Here is a 15,530-nt window from a genome sequence, read left to right as displayed (position 1 = left end):
GGCCCAACGACCGACGCGAGCGGGACGCCCGACGCCACCAGAGTCAGGCCCAGTTCACCATCGTGGCACGACGAAATGCGCCTCGCCCTCGGGCGAAGCGCGTACCGACGAACCGCGCGTTCGTGGTGGCGAGTACGTCGAAGCGCGTACTCCGGATCGCGTACTCCGGATCGCGTCCGCCCGAGGTCCGGCCAAGACCCGCGAGTCGTCAGCGAGTCGTCAGCGAGGGGGCATGCGGAGTGCGCCGTCGAGGCGGATGACCTCGCCGTTGAGCATGCCGTTGTCGACGATGTGCGCGACGAGGCTGGCGTACTCGTCAGGGTTGCCCAGTCGTGAGGGGTGCGGCACCTGGGCCTCGAGGACGGCAGTGGCCTCAGGCGGCAGACCCGCGAGCATCGGAGTCATGAACGTTCCCGGGGCGACCGTCATCACGCGAATTCCCTTGTCCGCCAGGTCGCGAGCGGCACTCAGGGTGAGGCCGACGACGCCACCCTTGCTCGCGGCATACGCGGCCTGACCGATCTGTCCGTCGTAGGCGGCGATGGACGCCGTCATGACGATGACGCCCCGGTCGGCGTCGACGGGCTCGTTCTCGAGCATCGCCGCGGCAGCGAGCCGCAGCACGTTGAAGGTGCCGATCAGGTTGATGTTGATGACGTTGGCGAACTGCTCGAGCGGCAGCGGACCGCGCTTGCCGACCACGCGGCCGGGCGTGCCGACCCCCGCGCAGTTGACGACGATCCGCAGCGTCCCGAGCTCACGCGCCACGTCGATCGCGGCCTGGACCTGCGCTTCGTCGCGGACGTCGGTCGCCACGAACCGCGCACGCTCGCCGAGCTCCTGGGCGAGTGCCTCGCCGGGCGAGGACGGCAGGTCGAGGATGACCACGGCGGCACCGTCGGCGTGCAGGCGGCGGACGGTGGCACCGCCGAGGCCGCTGGCTCCGCCGGTGACGACGGCGACGGTGGAATCGGTGATCTGCATGGCGTCAGTCTCTCTTGGACGGGCTCTTGAGGAGCTGGCGGCTGATGACGAGCCGCTGGATCTGGTTGGTGCCCTCGAAGATCTGGGTCACCTTGGCCTCGCGCATGTAGCGCTCCAGCGGGAAGTCCTGGGTGTAGCCCGCGCCGCCGAGCACCTGCACCGCGTCGGTGGTGACGCGCATGGCGTTGTCGGTGCAGACCAGCTTGGCCACTGCCGCCTCCTTGGTGAAGGGCCGGCCGGCATCGTGCAGCCGGGCGGCGTGGAGATAGGCCGCGCGGGCCGACGTCACGCCTGCCTCCATGTCGGCGAGCAGGAAGGCGAGCCCCTGGTTGTCGCCGATCGGTCGACCGAACTGTTCGCGCTCCTTGGCGTAGGCGACAGCCTGGTCGAGTGCCGACTGAGCCAAACCCGTTGCGGCCGCAGCGATTCCGAGGCGCCCCGAATCGAGGGCTGACAGGGCGATGGTCATGCCCTGGCCGACGCCACCCACGAGACGGTCAGCGGACACCTCGACCCCCTCGAAGTGCACCTCGCTCACGGTGTCGCAGTGCAGGCCCATCTTCTTCTCCGGCGCACCGAAGGCGATGCCCTTGGCGTCACCCGGGACGACGAAGCAGGACAGGCCGCGCGCGCCGTCGTCCGAGGTGCGCACGAAACTCGTGTAGAAGTCCGCGTGCCCGGCGTGCGAGATCCAGGCCTTGGTGCCCTTGAGCTGGTATGCCGTGGGGTCGGCTTCGTCATCAGGGGTCGCCCGGGCGCTCATCGAGGCGACGTCGGAACCGGCGTGGCGCTCGGAGAGGCAGTAGGCGCCGAGCTGGTCACCCGAGAGCATCGCCGGAAGGAGTGCCTCCTGCTGGGCCCGCGTGCCGAACTGGGCGACGGGGTAGCAGGTGAGCGAGTGGACCGAGACGCCGACCGCGACGCTCATCCAGGCGGAGGCGATCTCCTCGACGACCTGGAGGTAGACCTCGTAGGGCTGGCCACCGCCGCCGAACTCCTCGGGGTAGGGCAGCGAGAGCAGCCCGGCTCGGCCCAGGGTGCGGAAGGCGTCGCGGGGCAGGGCCGGCGTCGTCGCGGCGGCGCGCTCGGCCTCGTCGACCTGGGGACGGAGCTCCTTGTCGCAGATCTCGCGGGTCAGGTCGATGAGGTCGTAGCCCTCCTCGGAGGGCATGAGGCGGGTCGCTGGCATGCACCAAGGGTAGTAGTAGGACGTCCTACTACTTGAATCGCGCAGGTCAGCAGGGTTCGAGAGTGCACGACACGCTGAAGGTTCGGCTCGGGCGCCAGCGTGTCACGCACTCTCGACCCTGCGGCGACACCGTGGACGCCGTGGACTTCTGCGCCTACCGTCGTCGTTGTGGGGTGGTTGAGCTCTGTCATCCGACGAGTGCGCATGGTCCTCGCGCCGATCCGTCCGGTCGTCGTGCCGCCCGGCCAGGCCGCCAGCGTCCCGGAGGTGGTCGAGCGGCTGCGCCGGTTGGGTGCCGCCCTCGGGCCTGCGGACGGCGTGGGCCGCTTCAACGCGCTGTACCTCCTCGTCACCGAGCGGGTCGGTGATCGGCTGGCGGCCCACGCGTTCGTGAACCCGGCCTTCCTCGAGCGCCTCGACGTGGTGTTCGCGGGGCTCTACCTCGAGGCAGTCGAGGCGTCTGACGAGAGCCGCAGCAAGGCGTGGACCCCGCTCTTCGAGAGCCGTGCGGCCACCGGTCTGGTGCCGGTCCAGTTCGCCGTCGCGGGGATGAACGCCCACATCAACCACGACCTGCCCATCGCCACGGTCCGCACCTGCCGCCAGCTCGGTCTCTCACCGACCAGTCCCGGGGTCCAGCGTGACTACCTGACCGTCAATGCCGTGCTGGCAGAGGTCCATGAGGAGGTGCGCCAGTCCCTGCTCGACGAGACCCAGCGACGCCTCGACCACGAGGTCTCCCCGGTCCTGAACCTGGTCGGCTCATGGAGTGTCAGCCGGGCCCGAGACGCGGCCTGGCAGCAGGCGCTGGTGCTCTGGGAGCTGCAGTCCAGCCCGACCTTGACCCGCACCTACCTCGACTCGCTCGCGAGCAGCGTGGGTCTGGTGTCGCGCCAGCTGCTCGTGGCGCTCGCCTGATCGCGGGCTAGGAGGTCCCGCGGTCCAGTGGGGTGAGGTCAGGGCGCTTGGCCCGGACGGCGTCGCCACTGGACTCGCCCTTGAGCCGGCGTTGCACCCAGGGCGCGAGGTGGGTGCGGGCCCACTCGGCGTTGGCCGCGGCCGCCTCGCGTCGGGCGACGGGCGGTGCCGGGGGCAACGGGGTGGACCAGTCGGCGCGGTCGGTGTCGTGCCCGAGCGCCGACAGGGCGTTGAGCGCCACGCGCCGGTGCCCCTCGCTCGTCATGTGGATCCGGTCCTCGGACCACAGCCGGAAGTCCTGCAGCGCCTTCATGCCCCACTGGTTGATGACGTAGGCGCCGTGCTGCTGGGCGATACTGAACAGGTTGGCCGAGTGGATGGCGTGGCGCCCCCTCAGGTGGCGCAGCACCGGCGCGCCCACGGGGTCGGTGGGCGTCGCCAGCAGCACGTCGGCCCCTGCCTCGCGCAACCGCACGACCGCCGCCTCGAGCCGGGCGGCGATCGCGTCGAGGTCGGCCTTGGGTCGCAGGATGTCGTTGCCGCCCCCGACCATCGAGACCAGGTCGGGACCCAGGGCGATCGCGGCGTCGAGCTGCGGTCCGATGACGTCGGCCAGCAGCCGCCCGCGCACCGCAAGGTTGGCGTAGGCGAAGTCGCCTCCCGCATCGTGCGCGATGGCCGCGAGGTGGTGGGCCAGCCGGTCGGCCCAGCCGACGAAGGCGTTCTCGTGCTGGGGGTCCGGGTCGGACATGCCCTCCGTGAACGAGTCGCCGATCGCGACGTAGCGGTGCCAGACCTTGCCGCTCTCGGGGAGATGCGTCAGGTTGTCCGCCATCGCGTCGGGCGCGGGGGTGGGGTCAGTGGTCGCGTCGCTCACGGAAGCCTCCAGTCGATGGGTGCGGCGCCCTGGTGGGCGAGGAGCTCGTTGGTCCGGCTGAACGGCCTGCTCCCGAAGAAGCCGGAGTGCGCCGACAGGGGAGAGGGGTGGGCGCTCTCGATGGCGGGTATGCCGCCGAGGTGCGGCACGAGGTTCCTCGCGTCCCTGCCCCACAGGATTGCGACCAGCGGGCCGCCGCGGCTCACCAGCGCCGAGATCGCTTGTGCTGTCACGGTTTCCCAGCCCTTGCCGCGGTGGCTGGCGGGTTTGCCAGGTCGCACGGTCAGCACCCTGTTGAGGAGCAGGACCCCCTGGTCGGCCCAGGGCGACAGGTCGCCGGTCGACGGTCGCGGGAGCCCGAGGTCTGTCTGCAGCTCCTGGAAGATGTTGGCCAGGCTGCGGGGGACCGGCTGCACGTCCGGCGCGACCGAGAACGACAGTCCCACGGCGTGCCCGGGAGTCGGGTAGGGGTCCTGCCCGACGATGAGCACCCGCACGTCGTCCAGCGGCCGCTCGAAGGCACGGAGCACGTGAATGCCGGCCGGCAGGTAGCCCCGTCCGGCCGCGACCTCCTCGCGCAGGAACTCACCCAGCGAGGCCACGGCCCCGGCCACGGGCTCGAGGGCGACCGCCCACGAGGGGTGGACGAGCTCGGTGAGGGCAGCCGGCGGCATACCCAGAAACTAAACCCCTGTCAGCGGAAGATCGCGGCCAGGTCGTCCAACCGCGTCGGCACCAGCCGGAACCACGCCCACGTGCCCCGCCGCTCGCGGGTCACCAGGCCGGCTTCGGTGAGCACCTTGAGGTGGTGGCTCACGGTCGGCTGGCTGAGTCCGACGGCGGGCGTGAGGTCGCAGACACAGGCCTCCTGCCCCTGGGACGAGCGGATGAGGGACAGCAGCTGGAGGCGCACGGGGTCGGCCACCGCCTTGAGCAGGGATGCCGTGGCCTCGGCCTGCTCTCGTCCCATCGCCTCGTCCGTGGTGAGCGTGCCGCAGCAGGCGACACCGGCGGTCGTGGTGGCGGCGAGGGCGTCGCCGGGGGCGGTGAGGGTGACGAGCGTGGGGCCGGACACGGGATCTCCTTGAAATAGACCTGCATCGATATTGACAAACATCGATGCAGTCGTTTCACTTCCTGCATAGACAATAGTCGATGAACCAAGGAGTCCGCTCATGTCGCGTGTCCAGCTCGCCCTCAACGTCGTCGACCTCGAGAAGTCGGTCGCGTTCTACTCGACCCTTTTCGGCACCCAGCCGCACAAGCGCCGTCCGGGCTACGCCAACTTCGCCATCGTCGAGCCGCCGCTCAAGCTGGTGCTGATCGAGGTCCCGGCCGACCAGCGCGGCGAGGGCACCGCGCAGGCGCTCAACCACCTCGGCATCGAGGTGGACAGCAGCGCCGACGTGGAGGCGGGTGCGACGCGGTTGCGCGAGGCTGGTCTGGCCGCGTTCGACGAGCGGGACACGACCTGCTGCTATGCGTTGCAGGACAAGGTCTGGGTGCACGACCCGGCCGGCGCCCCCTGGGAGGTCTACACCGTGAAGGACGACAACCCGGCCGACGGACGTCCCGCCACGGCGAGCCTTCCGATCGTGGCAGGCGGAAACGACGGCGGGTGCTGCACGACGGCCGCAGGCCCAGCGCTGCAGGAGGCGTGTTGCTGAACCACCCGGTGCGCGCCCGACTGGCCGCCGAGCTGGTCGGGACCGCAGGGCTGCTCGCCGCGGTCGTCGGGTCGGGCGTGATGGCCCAGCGCCTGACCGACGACGGCGCTGTCCAGCTCCTCGTCAACGCGCTTGCCACGGTGGCGGTGCTCGGCGTGCTCATCAGCACGTTCGGCCCGGTCAGCGGTGCCCACTTCAACCCCGCGGTGACGCTGGCGCAGGCCGTCCGGGGGGAGCATGGGTGGGGCGACGTGGCGCCCTACGTGGCCGTCCAGCTCGTGGGTGGCGTTGCGGGCACGGCGCTGGCCAACCTCATGTTCGGGCTGCCCGCGCTGCACCTGTCCCGCCACGAGCGAGGGGGTGCCGGACAGTGGCTGGGCGAGGTCGTCGCCACGGCAGGGCTGGTCCTCGCCATCGGGTTGGTGCGCGAGGGGAGTCGCGCCGCCCTCGTGGTCCCGGCGTGGATCTTCGGCGCCTACTTCCTGACCTCCTCGACGTCGTTCGCCAACCCGGCCGTCACCGTTGCGCGTGCCCTCTCGGACACCTTCGCGGGCATCGCGCCCGCCTCCGTTCCGGCCTTCGTCGCCGCGCAGCTCGTCGGCGTCGGAGCCGGCCTCGCCCTGCTGCGCACCGTTCGGACGCGCACCGTCCCGATCCCCACCCCTGAAAGCGAATCCGTATGAGTGACAAGCCCTCTGTCCTGTTCGTGTGTGTCCACAACGCCGGGCGCTCGCAGATGGCCGCGGCATACCTCGCGCATCTCGGCGGTGGGGCCGTCGAGGTGCGCTCGGCGGGGAGCCAGCCTGCCGACCAGGTGAACCCCGCCGCGGTCGCAGCCATGGCCGAGGAGGGCATCGACATCGCCGCACAGATCCCGAAGGTCCTGACCACCGAAGCCGTCCAGGACTCCGACGTGGTCGTCACCATGGGGTGTGGCGACACCTGCCCCTACTTCCCCGGCAAGCGCTACGAGGACTGGGTGCTCGACGACCCGGCAGGGCAGGGAGTCGACGCCGTGCGCCCGATCCGCGACGAGATCCGCGGACGGGTCGAGGTGCTGCTCCGCGAGCTGGGCGTCGAGCCGCGGGCCTGACCGGCGCACCCGGCGCCCCATCGAGGCTGTTCGTTAGCCTCGAGCCCGTGACTCCTCGCTGGCCCGTGGTCCTGTTCGACTTCGACGGCACCCTCGCCGACACCATCCCCCTGATCGTCGCGTCCTACCACCACGCGCTGGGGTCGGTCCTCGGCGAGCAGGCCGCAGAGGACGAGGTGAGGTCCTGGATCGGCCGCCCCCTCCAGCCAGTGCTCGAGGAGCGCTACCCGGGTCGTGGCGCCGAGCTCACCGACGTCTACCGCGAGTGGAACCTCGCCAACCACGACGAGCTGATCCGCACCGTCGACGGCGTGATCGAGCTCCTCGACGACCTGCACGACGCCGGTGCCCGCACCGGCGTCGTCTCCTCCAAGAAGGGCGACACCGTGCGCCTCGGCCTGCGGGCGGTGGGCCTGGACCGCCGGATCGATGTCCTTGCAGGACAAGAGGAAACGGACCTCCACAAGCCCCACCCAGCACCCCTCGTGTATGCCGCGGCGCAGCTCGGTGCCGCCCCCCGCGACTGCGTCTACGTCGGCGACGCGACCGTGGACGTCGAGGCCGCCCGAGCCGCGGGAATGGGTGCGGTCGCGGTCACCTGGGGCGCGGGCCTGGAGCCCGCGCTCGCGGCGAGCGGACCCGACGCGATCGTGGCGGATGTGGTCGGCCTGAGGGCGGTCCTCTTCGCCCCTGCCCCCGCGTGAGCGGCGCAGCCTAGACTCGCCGCGTGCACGGCTACAGCGACCAGAACCTCGAGGCCCTCGGCGACGCGATCCTCGCCTACTCCGCCGACCGGCTGAAGCTCGACCCGGTGCCGCTCGACGGCCCGCGGACCCTGGCGGAGCTCGACGCCCTGGCCGGAGCCACCATCACCGCCGAGGGCATCGGCGGAATCGAGGCGCTCAAGCTCTTCGAGGAGGACCTGGCTCCGGCCTGCATCTCCACCGACCATCCGCGGTACCTCTCCTTCATCCCGTGCGCCCCCACCGAGGCGGCCGCGATGTTCGACCTCGTCGTCGGGGCCTCGTCGATCTACGGCGGGTCCTGGCTCGAAGGGGCCGGGGCGGTCTACGCCGAGAACCAGGCGCTGCGCTGGATCGCCGACCTGGCCGGTCTGCCGCCGGAGGCCGGTGGTGTCTTCGTGCCGGGTGGGACGATCGGCAACCTGTCCGCGCTGGTCGCGGCACGACACACCGCTCGCACCAGCGCCGCCCTGGAGGGCAGGACCGGCGCCGGCGCGCGACCGTTCCGTGTCGCCGCGACGCACGGTGCGCACTCCTCGATCCAGTCGGCCTGCGACGTCATGGACGCCGAGTTCGTGGGGGTCGACGTCGACGACATGGGTCGGCTGACCGGACCGGCCCTGCGCGAGGTCCTGCTCGCCCACGGCCCCGAGACGTTCTTCGCGGTGGTCGCGACGAGTGGCACGACCAACTTCGGCATCGTCGACGACCTCGCCTCGGTGTCAGAGGTCTGCCGCGAGTTCGGCATCTGGTTCCACGTCGACGGCGCCTACGGAGGCGCCGGGCTGGCCGCTCCGTCGGTGCGCCACAGGTATGCAGGCATCGAGCACTGCGACTCGTTCATCGTCGACCCGCACAAGTGGCTGTTCGCGCCGTTCGACTGCTGCGCCCTGCTCTACCGCGAGCCCGCCCTGGCCCGCGCGGCACACACCCAGCACGCGTCCTACCTCGACGTCCTCAACGACGCGCCCGACTGGAACCCCACCGACTACTCGGTGGGGCTGACCCGCCGGGCCCGGGGCCTCCCGTTCTGGTTCTCGCTGGCGACCCACGGCACGGACGCCTACCGCGAGGCCGTCGAGCGCACGCTCGAGGTCACGCGGTTCGCGGCCGAGGAGATCGGCCGGCGCGACTACCTCGAGGTCGCGCGCGAGCCGGACCTCTCGGTCGTGGTGTTCCGGCGGATCGGCTGGTCCGCGGCGCAGTACCAGGAGTGGTCGGACCGGCTGCTGGCCGACCAGTTCGCCTTCGTGGTGCCCACCTCGCACGCGGGCGAGACGCTGACCCGGTTCGCGATCGTCAACCCGCGCACCTCCGAGGACGACATCGTGGCCATCCTCGACACCATGGCCTGAGGCGCCTGCCTGCTGAGGCGCCAAGGCCCTCGTGAGGCGAGTGGGACGAATGTGACCACACCCAGAGAACTCGCCCGATCGGACTACGCGAGTGGAATGACAAGCGTGTGATTCGCTCCGTATAGTTGCCCTGCACGCACACACGGCAGGGCACGTCTGCGAACCACGAAGGACTGAGTCGAGAGTTGAACGCCGCACACGAGCAGGATCACGTCAGCGCCCCCACGGAGCTGACTGACCGCGACCGCGAGATCATCGCCTTCGAACGGCAGTGGTGGAAGTACGCGGGCGCCAAGGAGCAGGCGATCCGCGAGCTGTTCGACATGAGCGCGACCCGCTACTACCAGGTGCTGAACGCCCTGATCGACTCCCAGGCCGCCCTCGAGGCCGACCCCATGCTCATCAAGCGACTGCGCCGGTTGCGCGCGTCGCGCCAGCGGGCCCGCAGCGCCCGACGGTTGGGCATCCAGCTCTGACCGAGCCCCCTGGTTCACCAACGCCCGTGCAGAAGCGACTGTACGGGCGTTGTTGCGTCCCGGGTCGTGCTTGACTGCCCTCGTGGGTGAGCTGCGAACCAGGCTGGCCGAACCCGACGACGCGCTCGTCGTGGCGGCACTCACCCTGCAGTGCGCCCGCCACCGGGGTGGGCAGGGTGAGCCCGGTTTCCTCGACCGCTACGCACGGGCCTGGCTGGCGACCGGCAACGCCCACCCGGTCTGGATCGCCGAGGCAGGGGACGAGCACGCGGGATACCTCCAGGCGGCCGTCGTGGAGCCGCTGCCGTGGCCGGGCCGCCCGTCCGGAGCGGGAGCCGACCTGGTGGTCGACACCTTCTTCGTGCGCCCGGAGCACCGGGGGGTCGGTGCCGGGGAAGTGCTCCTGCGAGCCGCCGTGGAGTGGGCGCGCGACGCGGGATTCAGGCAGGTACTGATGTCCGCCGGGGTCCACACGACGGCGATGATCGAGCGGGTCGGGTTCGTGGCCGACGCACGGGCCCACCGACTGGAGCTGTGATGGGTGCCGCGCTGCGGATCGGGTCGGTCGTCGTCAACGTGAGCGACGTGCCCAGGGCGATGGCCTTCTGGTCCGCGGTCCTTGACTACGAACCGCGCTACGAGCCCGAGCCGGACTGGGTCATCCTCCAGCCCAGGGACGGTGTGGGTCCCAACCTCTCGCTCAACCTCGGCGAGTCCACCCCTGAGGCTTTTCCCCACCTCCACCTCGACCTCTACGCCCACGACCAGGCCCACGAGGTGGAGCGGCTCGTCGGTCTCGGCGCGCGACGCGTCGAGGACTGGCCCTATCCCGAGGAGGAGCACGACTTCGTGGTCCTCGAGGACCCGGACGGCAACAGGTTCTGCGTCATCGACGCCGCCCCCGGACAGGACGACGCCACCGGGCCGGACGGCCCGGCGTGAGCCCGGTCCCCGGGCCGACCAACTCGCTCACCGACGTCGCGGGGGTGCGCGTCGGGCACGCCACGCGCCGTGAGGCCGGCTGGCTCACCGGCGTCACCGTCGTCCTCGCCCCCGATGCGGGAGCGGTGGCCGGGGTCGACGTCCGAGGTGGTGCGCCGGGCACGCGGGAGACCGACCTGCTCGACCCGCGGAACCTCGTCGACCGCGTCAACGCCATCGTGCTGGCAGGCGGGAGTGCATTCGGCCTGGCGGCCGCCGACGGGGTGGTCCAGGGCCTGTATGCCGCGGGGCTGGGCTGGCCGATGGGTGAACCCGGTGAGGTGGTCCCGATCGTCCCGGCAGCCATCCTGTTCGACCTCGGACGAGGTGGAGAGTTCGCGAACGCACCGACCGCCGCGGACGGGGCCGACGCGTTCGCCGTGGCCACTGCCGACGCGGTGCTCCAGGGGTGTGTGGGCGCTGGGACAGGAGCCCGTGCCGGCGGTCTCAAGGGTGCTGTGGGCTCGGCGAGCGCCGTGCTCGACGACGGCACCGCGGTCGCGGCCCTGGTCGTCGTCAACTCGTTCGGCGCCCCGTATGACCAGCTGACCGGGGAGCTGCTCGCCAGGCGGCACGGACTCGGTGAGGAGTTCGCGGACGTCGCGCTCCCGGCCGCCCACGAGCTCGCGGCTGCGCGCGAACGGGCGGCCGCGGCATACGAAGGGGAGCCGTTGCGTCCGGGGATGGCGACGGTGATCGGCGTCATCGCCACCGACGCCACGCTCACCAAGGCGCAGTGCCAGAAGGTGAGCGGGCTCGGTCACGACGGGCTCGCCCGGGCCGTCAACCCGGTGCACACGCTGCTCGACGGCGACACGCTGTTCACCCTCGCGACCGGTGAGCGGCCCGCGCCCGAGCTGCCAGAGCTGCACGCGGTGATGGTGGCTGCCGGGGTGTGCGTGACCCGCGCCGTCGGGCACGCCGTCCTGGCCGCGGAATCGGTCGCCAACGGGACGGTCGACCTCCGCTCCTACCGTGCTGCCTTCCCGTCGGCCTTCTCCTGGACCTCCTCCTAGACCTCCACGTCCATGGAGTCGAAGGCGAGCTCGACCGTCTCGACGACGACGTCGCTGGAGGCCGCATCCAGCGGGCTCAGCCGGTAGACGGCCGGAAAGGCGTTGCGGAACTTCCAGGTCAGGACGAGCTGACCGATCCCGTCAAGCAGCTTGACGACCACGTTGCGGTCCACGGTGGGGTCTCCGTTGCGGGCTGCCTCCCACCAGTCCCAGAGGTCGAGGTTCGCGGTCAGGCCCCGGCTCAGGACGAGGTGCGAATAGCTCGCCAGCCCAGGCTGCTTGCGCGGTTCGTTGGCCTTGTCGTTGCCCGAGCGGTAGGCGATCTCGTCCAGCAGGGCCACCGGGAGGTCGACGTGGGAGAAGGACGCGTCGTCCGCGCCGGCGAAGTCGACGAGGAAGTTCGAGGCCTCGAACGGGTCGGGGTGCGCAGCCATGAGCCGAGCGTCCCACCCCCCGACCCCCGGCGGAACCCCACCGCCTGTCCCACCGGACGCCCGACCCGTTTGCACTCTCCCCCTGAGAGTGCCAATAATGGCGTTAGCACTCTCACCATGAGAGTGACAATCCAGGCCAGTCAGGGCGAGGTCCGGGGAGCACGGCGACGTGAGCCGCGCAAGCCGGTCCGTCCGTCGCGGGCGCCCGCTGGCCATCGTTTACGTTTCGCGTGGGAGGAACCACCCGAATGGCCAAGATCATCGCTTTCGATGAAGAGGCTCGCCGCGGTCTCGAGCGGGGAATGAACATTCTCGCCGACGCCGTCCGCGTCACCCTCGGTCCGAAGGGCCGCAACGTCGTCCTCGAGAAGAAGTGGGGAGCCCCCACGATCACCAACGATGGTGTGTCCATCGCCAAGGAGATCGAGCTCGACGACCCGTACGAGAAGATCGGCGCAGAGCTCGTCAAGGAAGTTGCCAAGAAGACGGATGACGTCGCTGGCGACGGCACGACCACTGCCACCGTTCTGGCCCAGGCCCTCGTCAAGGAGGGTCTGCGCAACGTCGCCGCAGGCGCCAACCCGATGGCCCTCAAGCGCGGCATCGAGAAGGCCGTCGAGGCCGTCTCCGCCCAGCTGCTCGAGATGGCCAAGGACGTCGAGACCAAGGAGCAGATCGCTTCGACGGCCTCGATCTCCGCTGCTGACCCCCTGATCGGCGAGATGATCGCCGAGGCCATGGACAAGGTCGGCAAGGAAGGCGTCATCACCGTCGAGGAGTCCAACACCTTCGGCCTCGAGCTCGAGCTCACCGAGGGCATGCGCTTCGACAAGGGCTACATCAGCCACTACTTCGTCACCGACACCGAGCGCATGGAAGCGGTTCTCGAGGACGCCTACGTCCTCGTGGTCAACTCCAAGATCTCCGGCATCAAGGACCTGCTGCCCCTCCTCGAGAAGGTCATGCAGTCCGGCAAGCCGTTGCTCATCATCGCCGAGGACGTGGACGGCGAGGCCCTGTCGACCCTGGTGGTCAACAAGATCCGCGGCACCTTCAAGTCGGTTGCCGTCAAGGCTCCCGGCTTCGGTGACCGTCGCAAGGCCATGCTGGCCGACATCGCCATCCTCACCGGTGGCCAGGTCATCTCCGAGGAGGTCGGCCTCAAGCTCGACACCGCGGAGCTCGACCTGCTCGGCCGCGCTCGCAAGGTCGTCGTCACCAAGGACGAGACGACCATCGTCGAGGGTGCCGGCGAGGCCGACCAGATCCAGGGTCGCGTCAACCAGATCCGCGCCGAGATCGACAAGTCCGACAGCGACTACGACCGCGAGAAGCTGCAGGAGCGCCTGGCCAAGCTGGCCGGCGGCGTCGCAGTCATCAAGGCCGGTGCCGCGACCGAGGTCGAGCTCAAGGAGCGCAAGCACCGCATCGAGGATGCAGTGCGCAACGCCAAGGCTGCCATCGAGGAGGGGATCGTCGCCGGTGGTGGCGTGGCCCTGCTCCAGGCGACCAAGGCCGCGTTCGAGAAGCTCGAGCTCGAGGGTGACGAGGCCACCGGTGCGAACATCGTTCGCGTCGCGGCCTCCGCTCCGCTCAAGCAGATCGCGATCAACGCCGGCCTCGAGGGCGGCGTCGTGGCGGAGAAGGTCAGCACGCTCGATGCAGGGTGGGGCCTCAACGCCGCCACCGGCGAGTACGTCGACCTGATCGCCGCGGGCATCATCGACCCGGCGAAGGTGACGCGTTCCGCGCTGCAGAACGCCGCGTCGATCGCCGCGCTGTTCCTCACCACCGAGGCCGTCATCGCCGACAAGCCCGAGAAGGCTCCCGCGATGGCCCCCGGTGGCGACGAGATGGGTGGCATGGGGTTCTAGGACCCCGCAACCCGGCACCCGCCGCAACGCCGAAAGGGCGGTCCACCGAGAGGTGGGCCGCCCTTTCGCCATCCCCCGAAGGGGTGCGCCGTCCGGGGTCGTTACCCACGCAGGGGGTATGCCGTGTAGAACGGTCCTCGTGCCGACTCACCTCCCCGCGTCACCCCTGACCCTGGGGCCGCTGCTCCGCTACATCGGCGAGACGTCGGCGACGGTCTGGGTCCAGACCCGCGACTCCGCCGTGGTGCGCGTGCGGGCCTTCGACCGGGAGTGGTCGGCGCCCACCTTCGGGGCGCACGAACGGCACTACGCCCTCGTGGTCGTCGACGGACTGGAGCCGGGCACGGCCAGCGACTACGCCGTCGACATCGACGGCGAGCAGGTCTGGCCGCAGGCCGCGCCTGACCACCCCGACCTCCCGGCGAGCCGGATCCGGACCCTGCTGCACAGTGAGCCCACCCGGCTGGCCTTCGGGTCGTGCCGCACGACAGTCCCGCACGACGCCGAGGGCAATGCCAGCAACGGCGTGGACGCCCTGCGCGCCTACGCGTACCACCTGAGCCGCCCTGAGCGGGACGAGAAGGAATGGCCCCACCTCGTCTGCTTCCTCGGCGACCAGGTGTACGCCGACGAGACCAGCGAGGAGATGCAGGAGTTCATCGCCTCGCGGCGCAGCCTCGACGAGCCGCCCGGTGAGGAGCTGAAGGACTTCGAGGAGTACTCCCACCTGTACTTCCTGGCCTGGAGCGATCCCCTCAACCGCTGGCTGCTGTCGACGCTGCCGAGCGCGATGATCTTCGACGACCACGACATCCGCGACGACTGGAACACCTCCCAGAGCTGGAAGCGCGAGATCAACCAGACCTCCTGGTGGCACGAGCGCATCGTCGGTGGGCTCGCCTCCTACTGGGTCTACCAGCACGTCGGCAACCTCTCGCCCGAGGAGCTGGCACAGGACGACGTGTGGCAGCAGATCGTGGCCCACGCTGACGGCGGTTCGACCGACGAGCTCGACCTGACCCGGGTGTTGGACGACCTCGCGGAGCGTGTCGACCGCCAGCCCGAGACCTACCGCTGGAGCTACGCCCGGGACCTCGGCGAGTCCCGGCTCGTGGTCGTGGACTCCCGCGCGGCCCGCGTCCTCGAGCCCGAGCGGCGCTCGATCCTCGACGACGACGAGCTGGAGTGGCTGGACGGGCAGCTGCGTGGCGACGTCGACCACCTCTTCATCGGCACGTCCCTGCCCTTCTTCATCGCGCAGGGCATCCACGACCTCGAGGCGATCAACGAGGCGATGGCCACCGGGGCGTGGGGACCGCGCGTCGCCCGGTGGGGTGAGAAGATGCGTCGCGCCGTCGACCTCGAGCACTGGGCGGCGTTCCAGGACGGCTTCGCCGCCGTGCTGGCCATGGTGGTGGAGGTCGCCTCCGGCAAGCGCGGACAGCGGCCAGGCACGATCACGTTCCTGTCCGGTGACGTGCACAACTCCTACGTCACGCGGATCTCCCCGGACCAGCTCCCGGCCGGCAGCAGCACGATCCTGCAGGCCGTCTGCTCACCGATCCGCAACCCGCTGCCCCGCCAGGTCCGCATCGCCCAGGCCCTCCTGGGCAAGGGCCTCGCCCGGCCCCTGGCCCTCCTGGTGAACCGCACCGACAAGGTGCCCAACGCCCCATACCGGTGGGACGTCACCGATGGTCCCTGGTTCGACAACAACCTCGCCACGCTCGAGGTGCGCGGGCGGGGACTGGTGATCCGCTGGGAGGCCGGTGAGGTCAGGGGCGAGCGCTTCGATTCGCCCGATCTGCGCCAAGTTGCCCGGGTTGTCGTGCACTGACCGTCAGGAACTGCCGACTGAGGGTTCACTCAGGGTGGGTTCAGGGTTGAACCTGAATGCGTCAGCGCGGACGCATCCCTACGTTT

The 15,530-nt window shown here is 70.4% G+C and carries 18 protein-coding genes; 12 read left to right on the top strand and 6 right to left on the bottom strand.

Going from position 1 to position 15,530, the window contains the following annotated elements:
* Positions 1-219: 219 nt before the first annotated feature.
* Positions 220-984 (bottom strand): SDR family NAD(P)-dependent oxidoreductase, encoded by a 765-nt coding sequence (locus AC1DS4_RS17325; RefSeq protein ID WP_477633441.1) that lies wholly within the window; start codon positions 982-984, stop codon positions 220-222.
* A 4-nt stretch (positions 985-988) separates the two neighbouring features.
* Positions 989-2,173: an acyl-CoA dehydrogenase family protein gene (locus tag AC1DS4_RS17320; protein ID WP_477615844.1), complete on the bottom strand. Its 1,185-nt coding sequence runs from the start codon at positions 2,171-2,173 to the stop codon at positions 989-991.
* 204 nt (positions 2,174-2,377) lie between these two features.
* Here AC1DS4_RS17320 and AC1DS4_RS17315 point away from each other — a divergent pair, with 204 nt between their 5' ends.
* Positions 2,378-3,091: a DUF5995 family protein gene (locus AC1DS4_RS17315; RefSeq protein ID WP_477633442.1), complete on the top strand. Its 714-nt coding sequence runs from the start codon at positions 2,378-2,380 to the stop codon at positions 3,089-3,091.
* 7 nt (positions 3,092-3,098) lie between these two features.
* On the opposite strand, the gene AC1DS4_RS17310 is transcribed toward AC1DS4_RS17315, so the two are convergent.
* Genes AC1DS4_RS17310 through AC1DS4_RS17300 form a run of 3 tightly spaced genes read right to left on the bottom strand, consistent with a single transcriptional unit; the run spans position 3,099 to position 5,043 of the window.
* On the bottom strand, positions 3,099-3,926 hold the full coding sequence (locus tag AC1DS4_RS17310; protein ID WP_477633500.1) for an SGNH/GDSL hydrolase family protein: 828 nt from the start codon (positions 3,924-3,926) through the stop codon (positions 3,099-3,101).
* A 38-nt stretch (positions 3,927-3,964) separates the two neighbouring features.
* Positions 3,965-4,642 carry a uracil-DNA glycosylase gene (locus AC1DS4_RS17305; RefSeq protein ID WP_477633443.1) on the bottom strand — a complete coding sequence of 226 codons (678 nt, stop codon included), beginning with the start codon at positions 4,640-4,642 and terminating at the stop codon, positions 3,965-3,967.
* 20 nt (positions 4,643-4,662) lie between these two features.
* On the bottom strand, positions 4,663-5,043 hold the full coding sequence (locus tag AC1DS4_RS17300) for an ArsR/SmtB family transcription factor (RefSeq protein ID WP_477633444.1): 381 nt from the start codon (positions 5,041-5,043) through the stop codon (positions 4,663-4,665).
* 100 nt (positions 5,044-5,143) lie between these two features.
* Here AC1DS4_RS17300 and AC1DS4_RS17295 point away from each other — a divergent pair, with 100 nt between their 5' ends.
* From AC1DS4_RS17295 to AC1DS4_RS17255, 9 genes are all read left to right on the top strand, one after another.
* Entirely contained in the window at positions 5,144-5,635 is a 492-nt protein-coding gene (locus AC1DS4_RS17295) for an ArsI/CadI family heavy metal resistance metalloenzyme (protein WP_477633445.1), read from the top strand.
* A complete protein-coding gene (locus AC1DS4_RS17290) occupies positions 5,626-6,318 on the top strand; it encodes an aquaporin (protein ID WP_477615839.1) in 693 nt (230 codons plus the stop codon). The genes AC1DS4_RS17295 and AC1DS4_RS17290 overlap by 10 nt, the downstream gene beginning before the upstream one ends.
* A complete protein-coding gene (locus AC1DS4_RS17285) occupies positions 6,315-6,728 on the top strand; it encodes an arsenate reductase ArsC (RefSeq protein WP_477615838.1) in 414 nt (137 codons plus the stop codon). Before AC1DS4_RS17290 ends, AC1DS4_RS17285 begins: the two co-directional genes overlap by 4 nt.
* A gap of 47 nt (positions 6,729-6,775) precedes the next feature.
* Positions 6,776-7,432: an HAD family hydrolase gene (locus tag AC1DS4_RS17280; protein WP_477633446.1), complete on the top strand. Its 657-nt coding sequence runs from the start codon at positions 6,776-6,778 to the stop codon at positions 7,430-7,432.
* A gap of 23 nt (positions 7,433-7,455) precedes the next feature.
* The gene (locus AC1DS4_RS17275; protein WP_477615836.1) at positions 7,456-8,826 is read left to right on the top strand and encodes a pyridoxal phosphate-dependent decarboxylase family protein; all 1,371 of its coding nucleotides are present in this window, start codon (positions 7,456-7,458) and stop codon (positions 8,824-8,826) included.
* Positions 8,827-9,011: 185 nt separating this feature from the next.
* Positions 9,012-9,302, top strand: coding sequence for a DUF3263 domain-containing protein (locus tag AC1DS4_RS17270; RefSeq protein WP_477615835.1), 291 nt, complete (start codon positions 9,012-9,014; stop codon positions 9,300-9,302).
* Positions 9,303-9,384: 82 nt separating this feature from the next.
* Positions 9,385-9,840 (top strand): N-acetyltransferase family protein, encoded by a 456-nt coding sequence (locus AC1DS4_RS17265; RefSeq protein ID WP_477633447.1) that lies wholly within the window; start codon positions 9,385-9,387, stop codon positions 9,838-9,840.
* Positions 9,840-10,244: a VOC family protein gene (locus AC1DS4_RS17260; RefSeq protein ID WP_477633448.1), complete on the top strand. Its 405-nt coding sequence runs from the start codon at positions 9,840-9,842 to the stop codon at positions 10,242-10,244. Before AC1DS4_RS17265 ends, AC1DS4_RS17260 begins: the two co-directional genes overlap by 1 nt.
* A complete protein-coding gene (locus AC1DS4_RS17255) occupies positions 10,241-11,299 on the top strand; it encodes a P1 family peptidase (RefSeq protein WP_477633449.1) in 1,059 nt (352 codons plus the stop codon). The genes AC1DS4_RS17260 and AC1DS4_RS17255 overlap by 4 nt, the downstream gene beginning before the upstream one ends.
* On the opposite strand, the gene AC1DS4_RS17250 is transcribed toward AC1DS4_RS17255, so the two are convergent.
* Positions 11,296-11,733, bottom strand: a complete 438-nt coding sequence (locus AC1DS4_RS17250) for a phage tail protein (protein ID WP_477633450.1) — start codon at positions 11,731-11,733, stop codon at positions 11,296-11,298. The genes AC1DS4_RS17255 and AC1DS4_RS17250 overlap by 4 nt on opposite strands.
* A gap of 248 nt (positions 11,734-11,981) precedes the next feature.
* On the opposite strand from AC1DS4_RS17250, the gene groL reads away from it, so the two are divergent.
* Together groL and AC1DS4_RS17240 are read left to right on the top strand one after the other, a co-directional pair.
* The gene (groL, locus tag AC1DS4_RS17245) at positions 11,982-13,607 is read left to right on the top strand and encodes a chaperonin GroEL (protein ID WP_477615830.1); all 1,626 of its coding nucleotides are present in this window, start codon (positions 11,982-11,984) and stop codon (positions 13,605-13,607) included.
* A gap of 139 nt (positions 13,608-13,746) precedes the next feature.
* Positions 13,747-15,444, top strand: coding sequence for an alkaline phosphatase D family protein (locus tag AC1DS4_RS17240; protein ID WP_477633451.1), 1,698 nt, complete (start codon positions 13,747-13,749; stop codon positions 15,442-15,444).
* Positions 15,445-15,530 lie beyond the last annotated feature (86 nt).

Source organism: Pedococcus sp. P3_C7, assembly GCF_056402615.1.
Note: the sequence above shows the minus strand (reverse complement) of the source record. Positions and strands in the feature narration are given on the sequence as shown.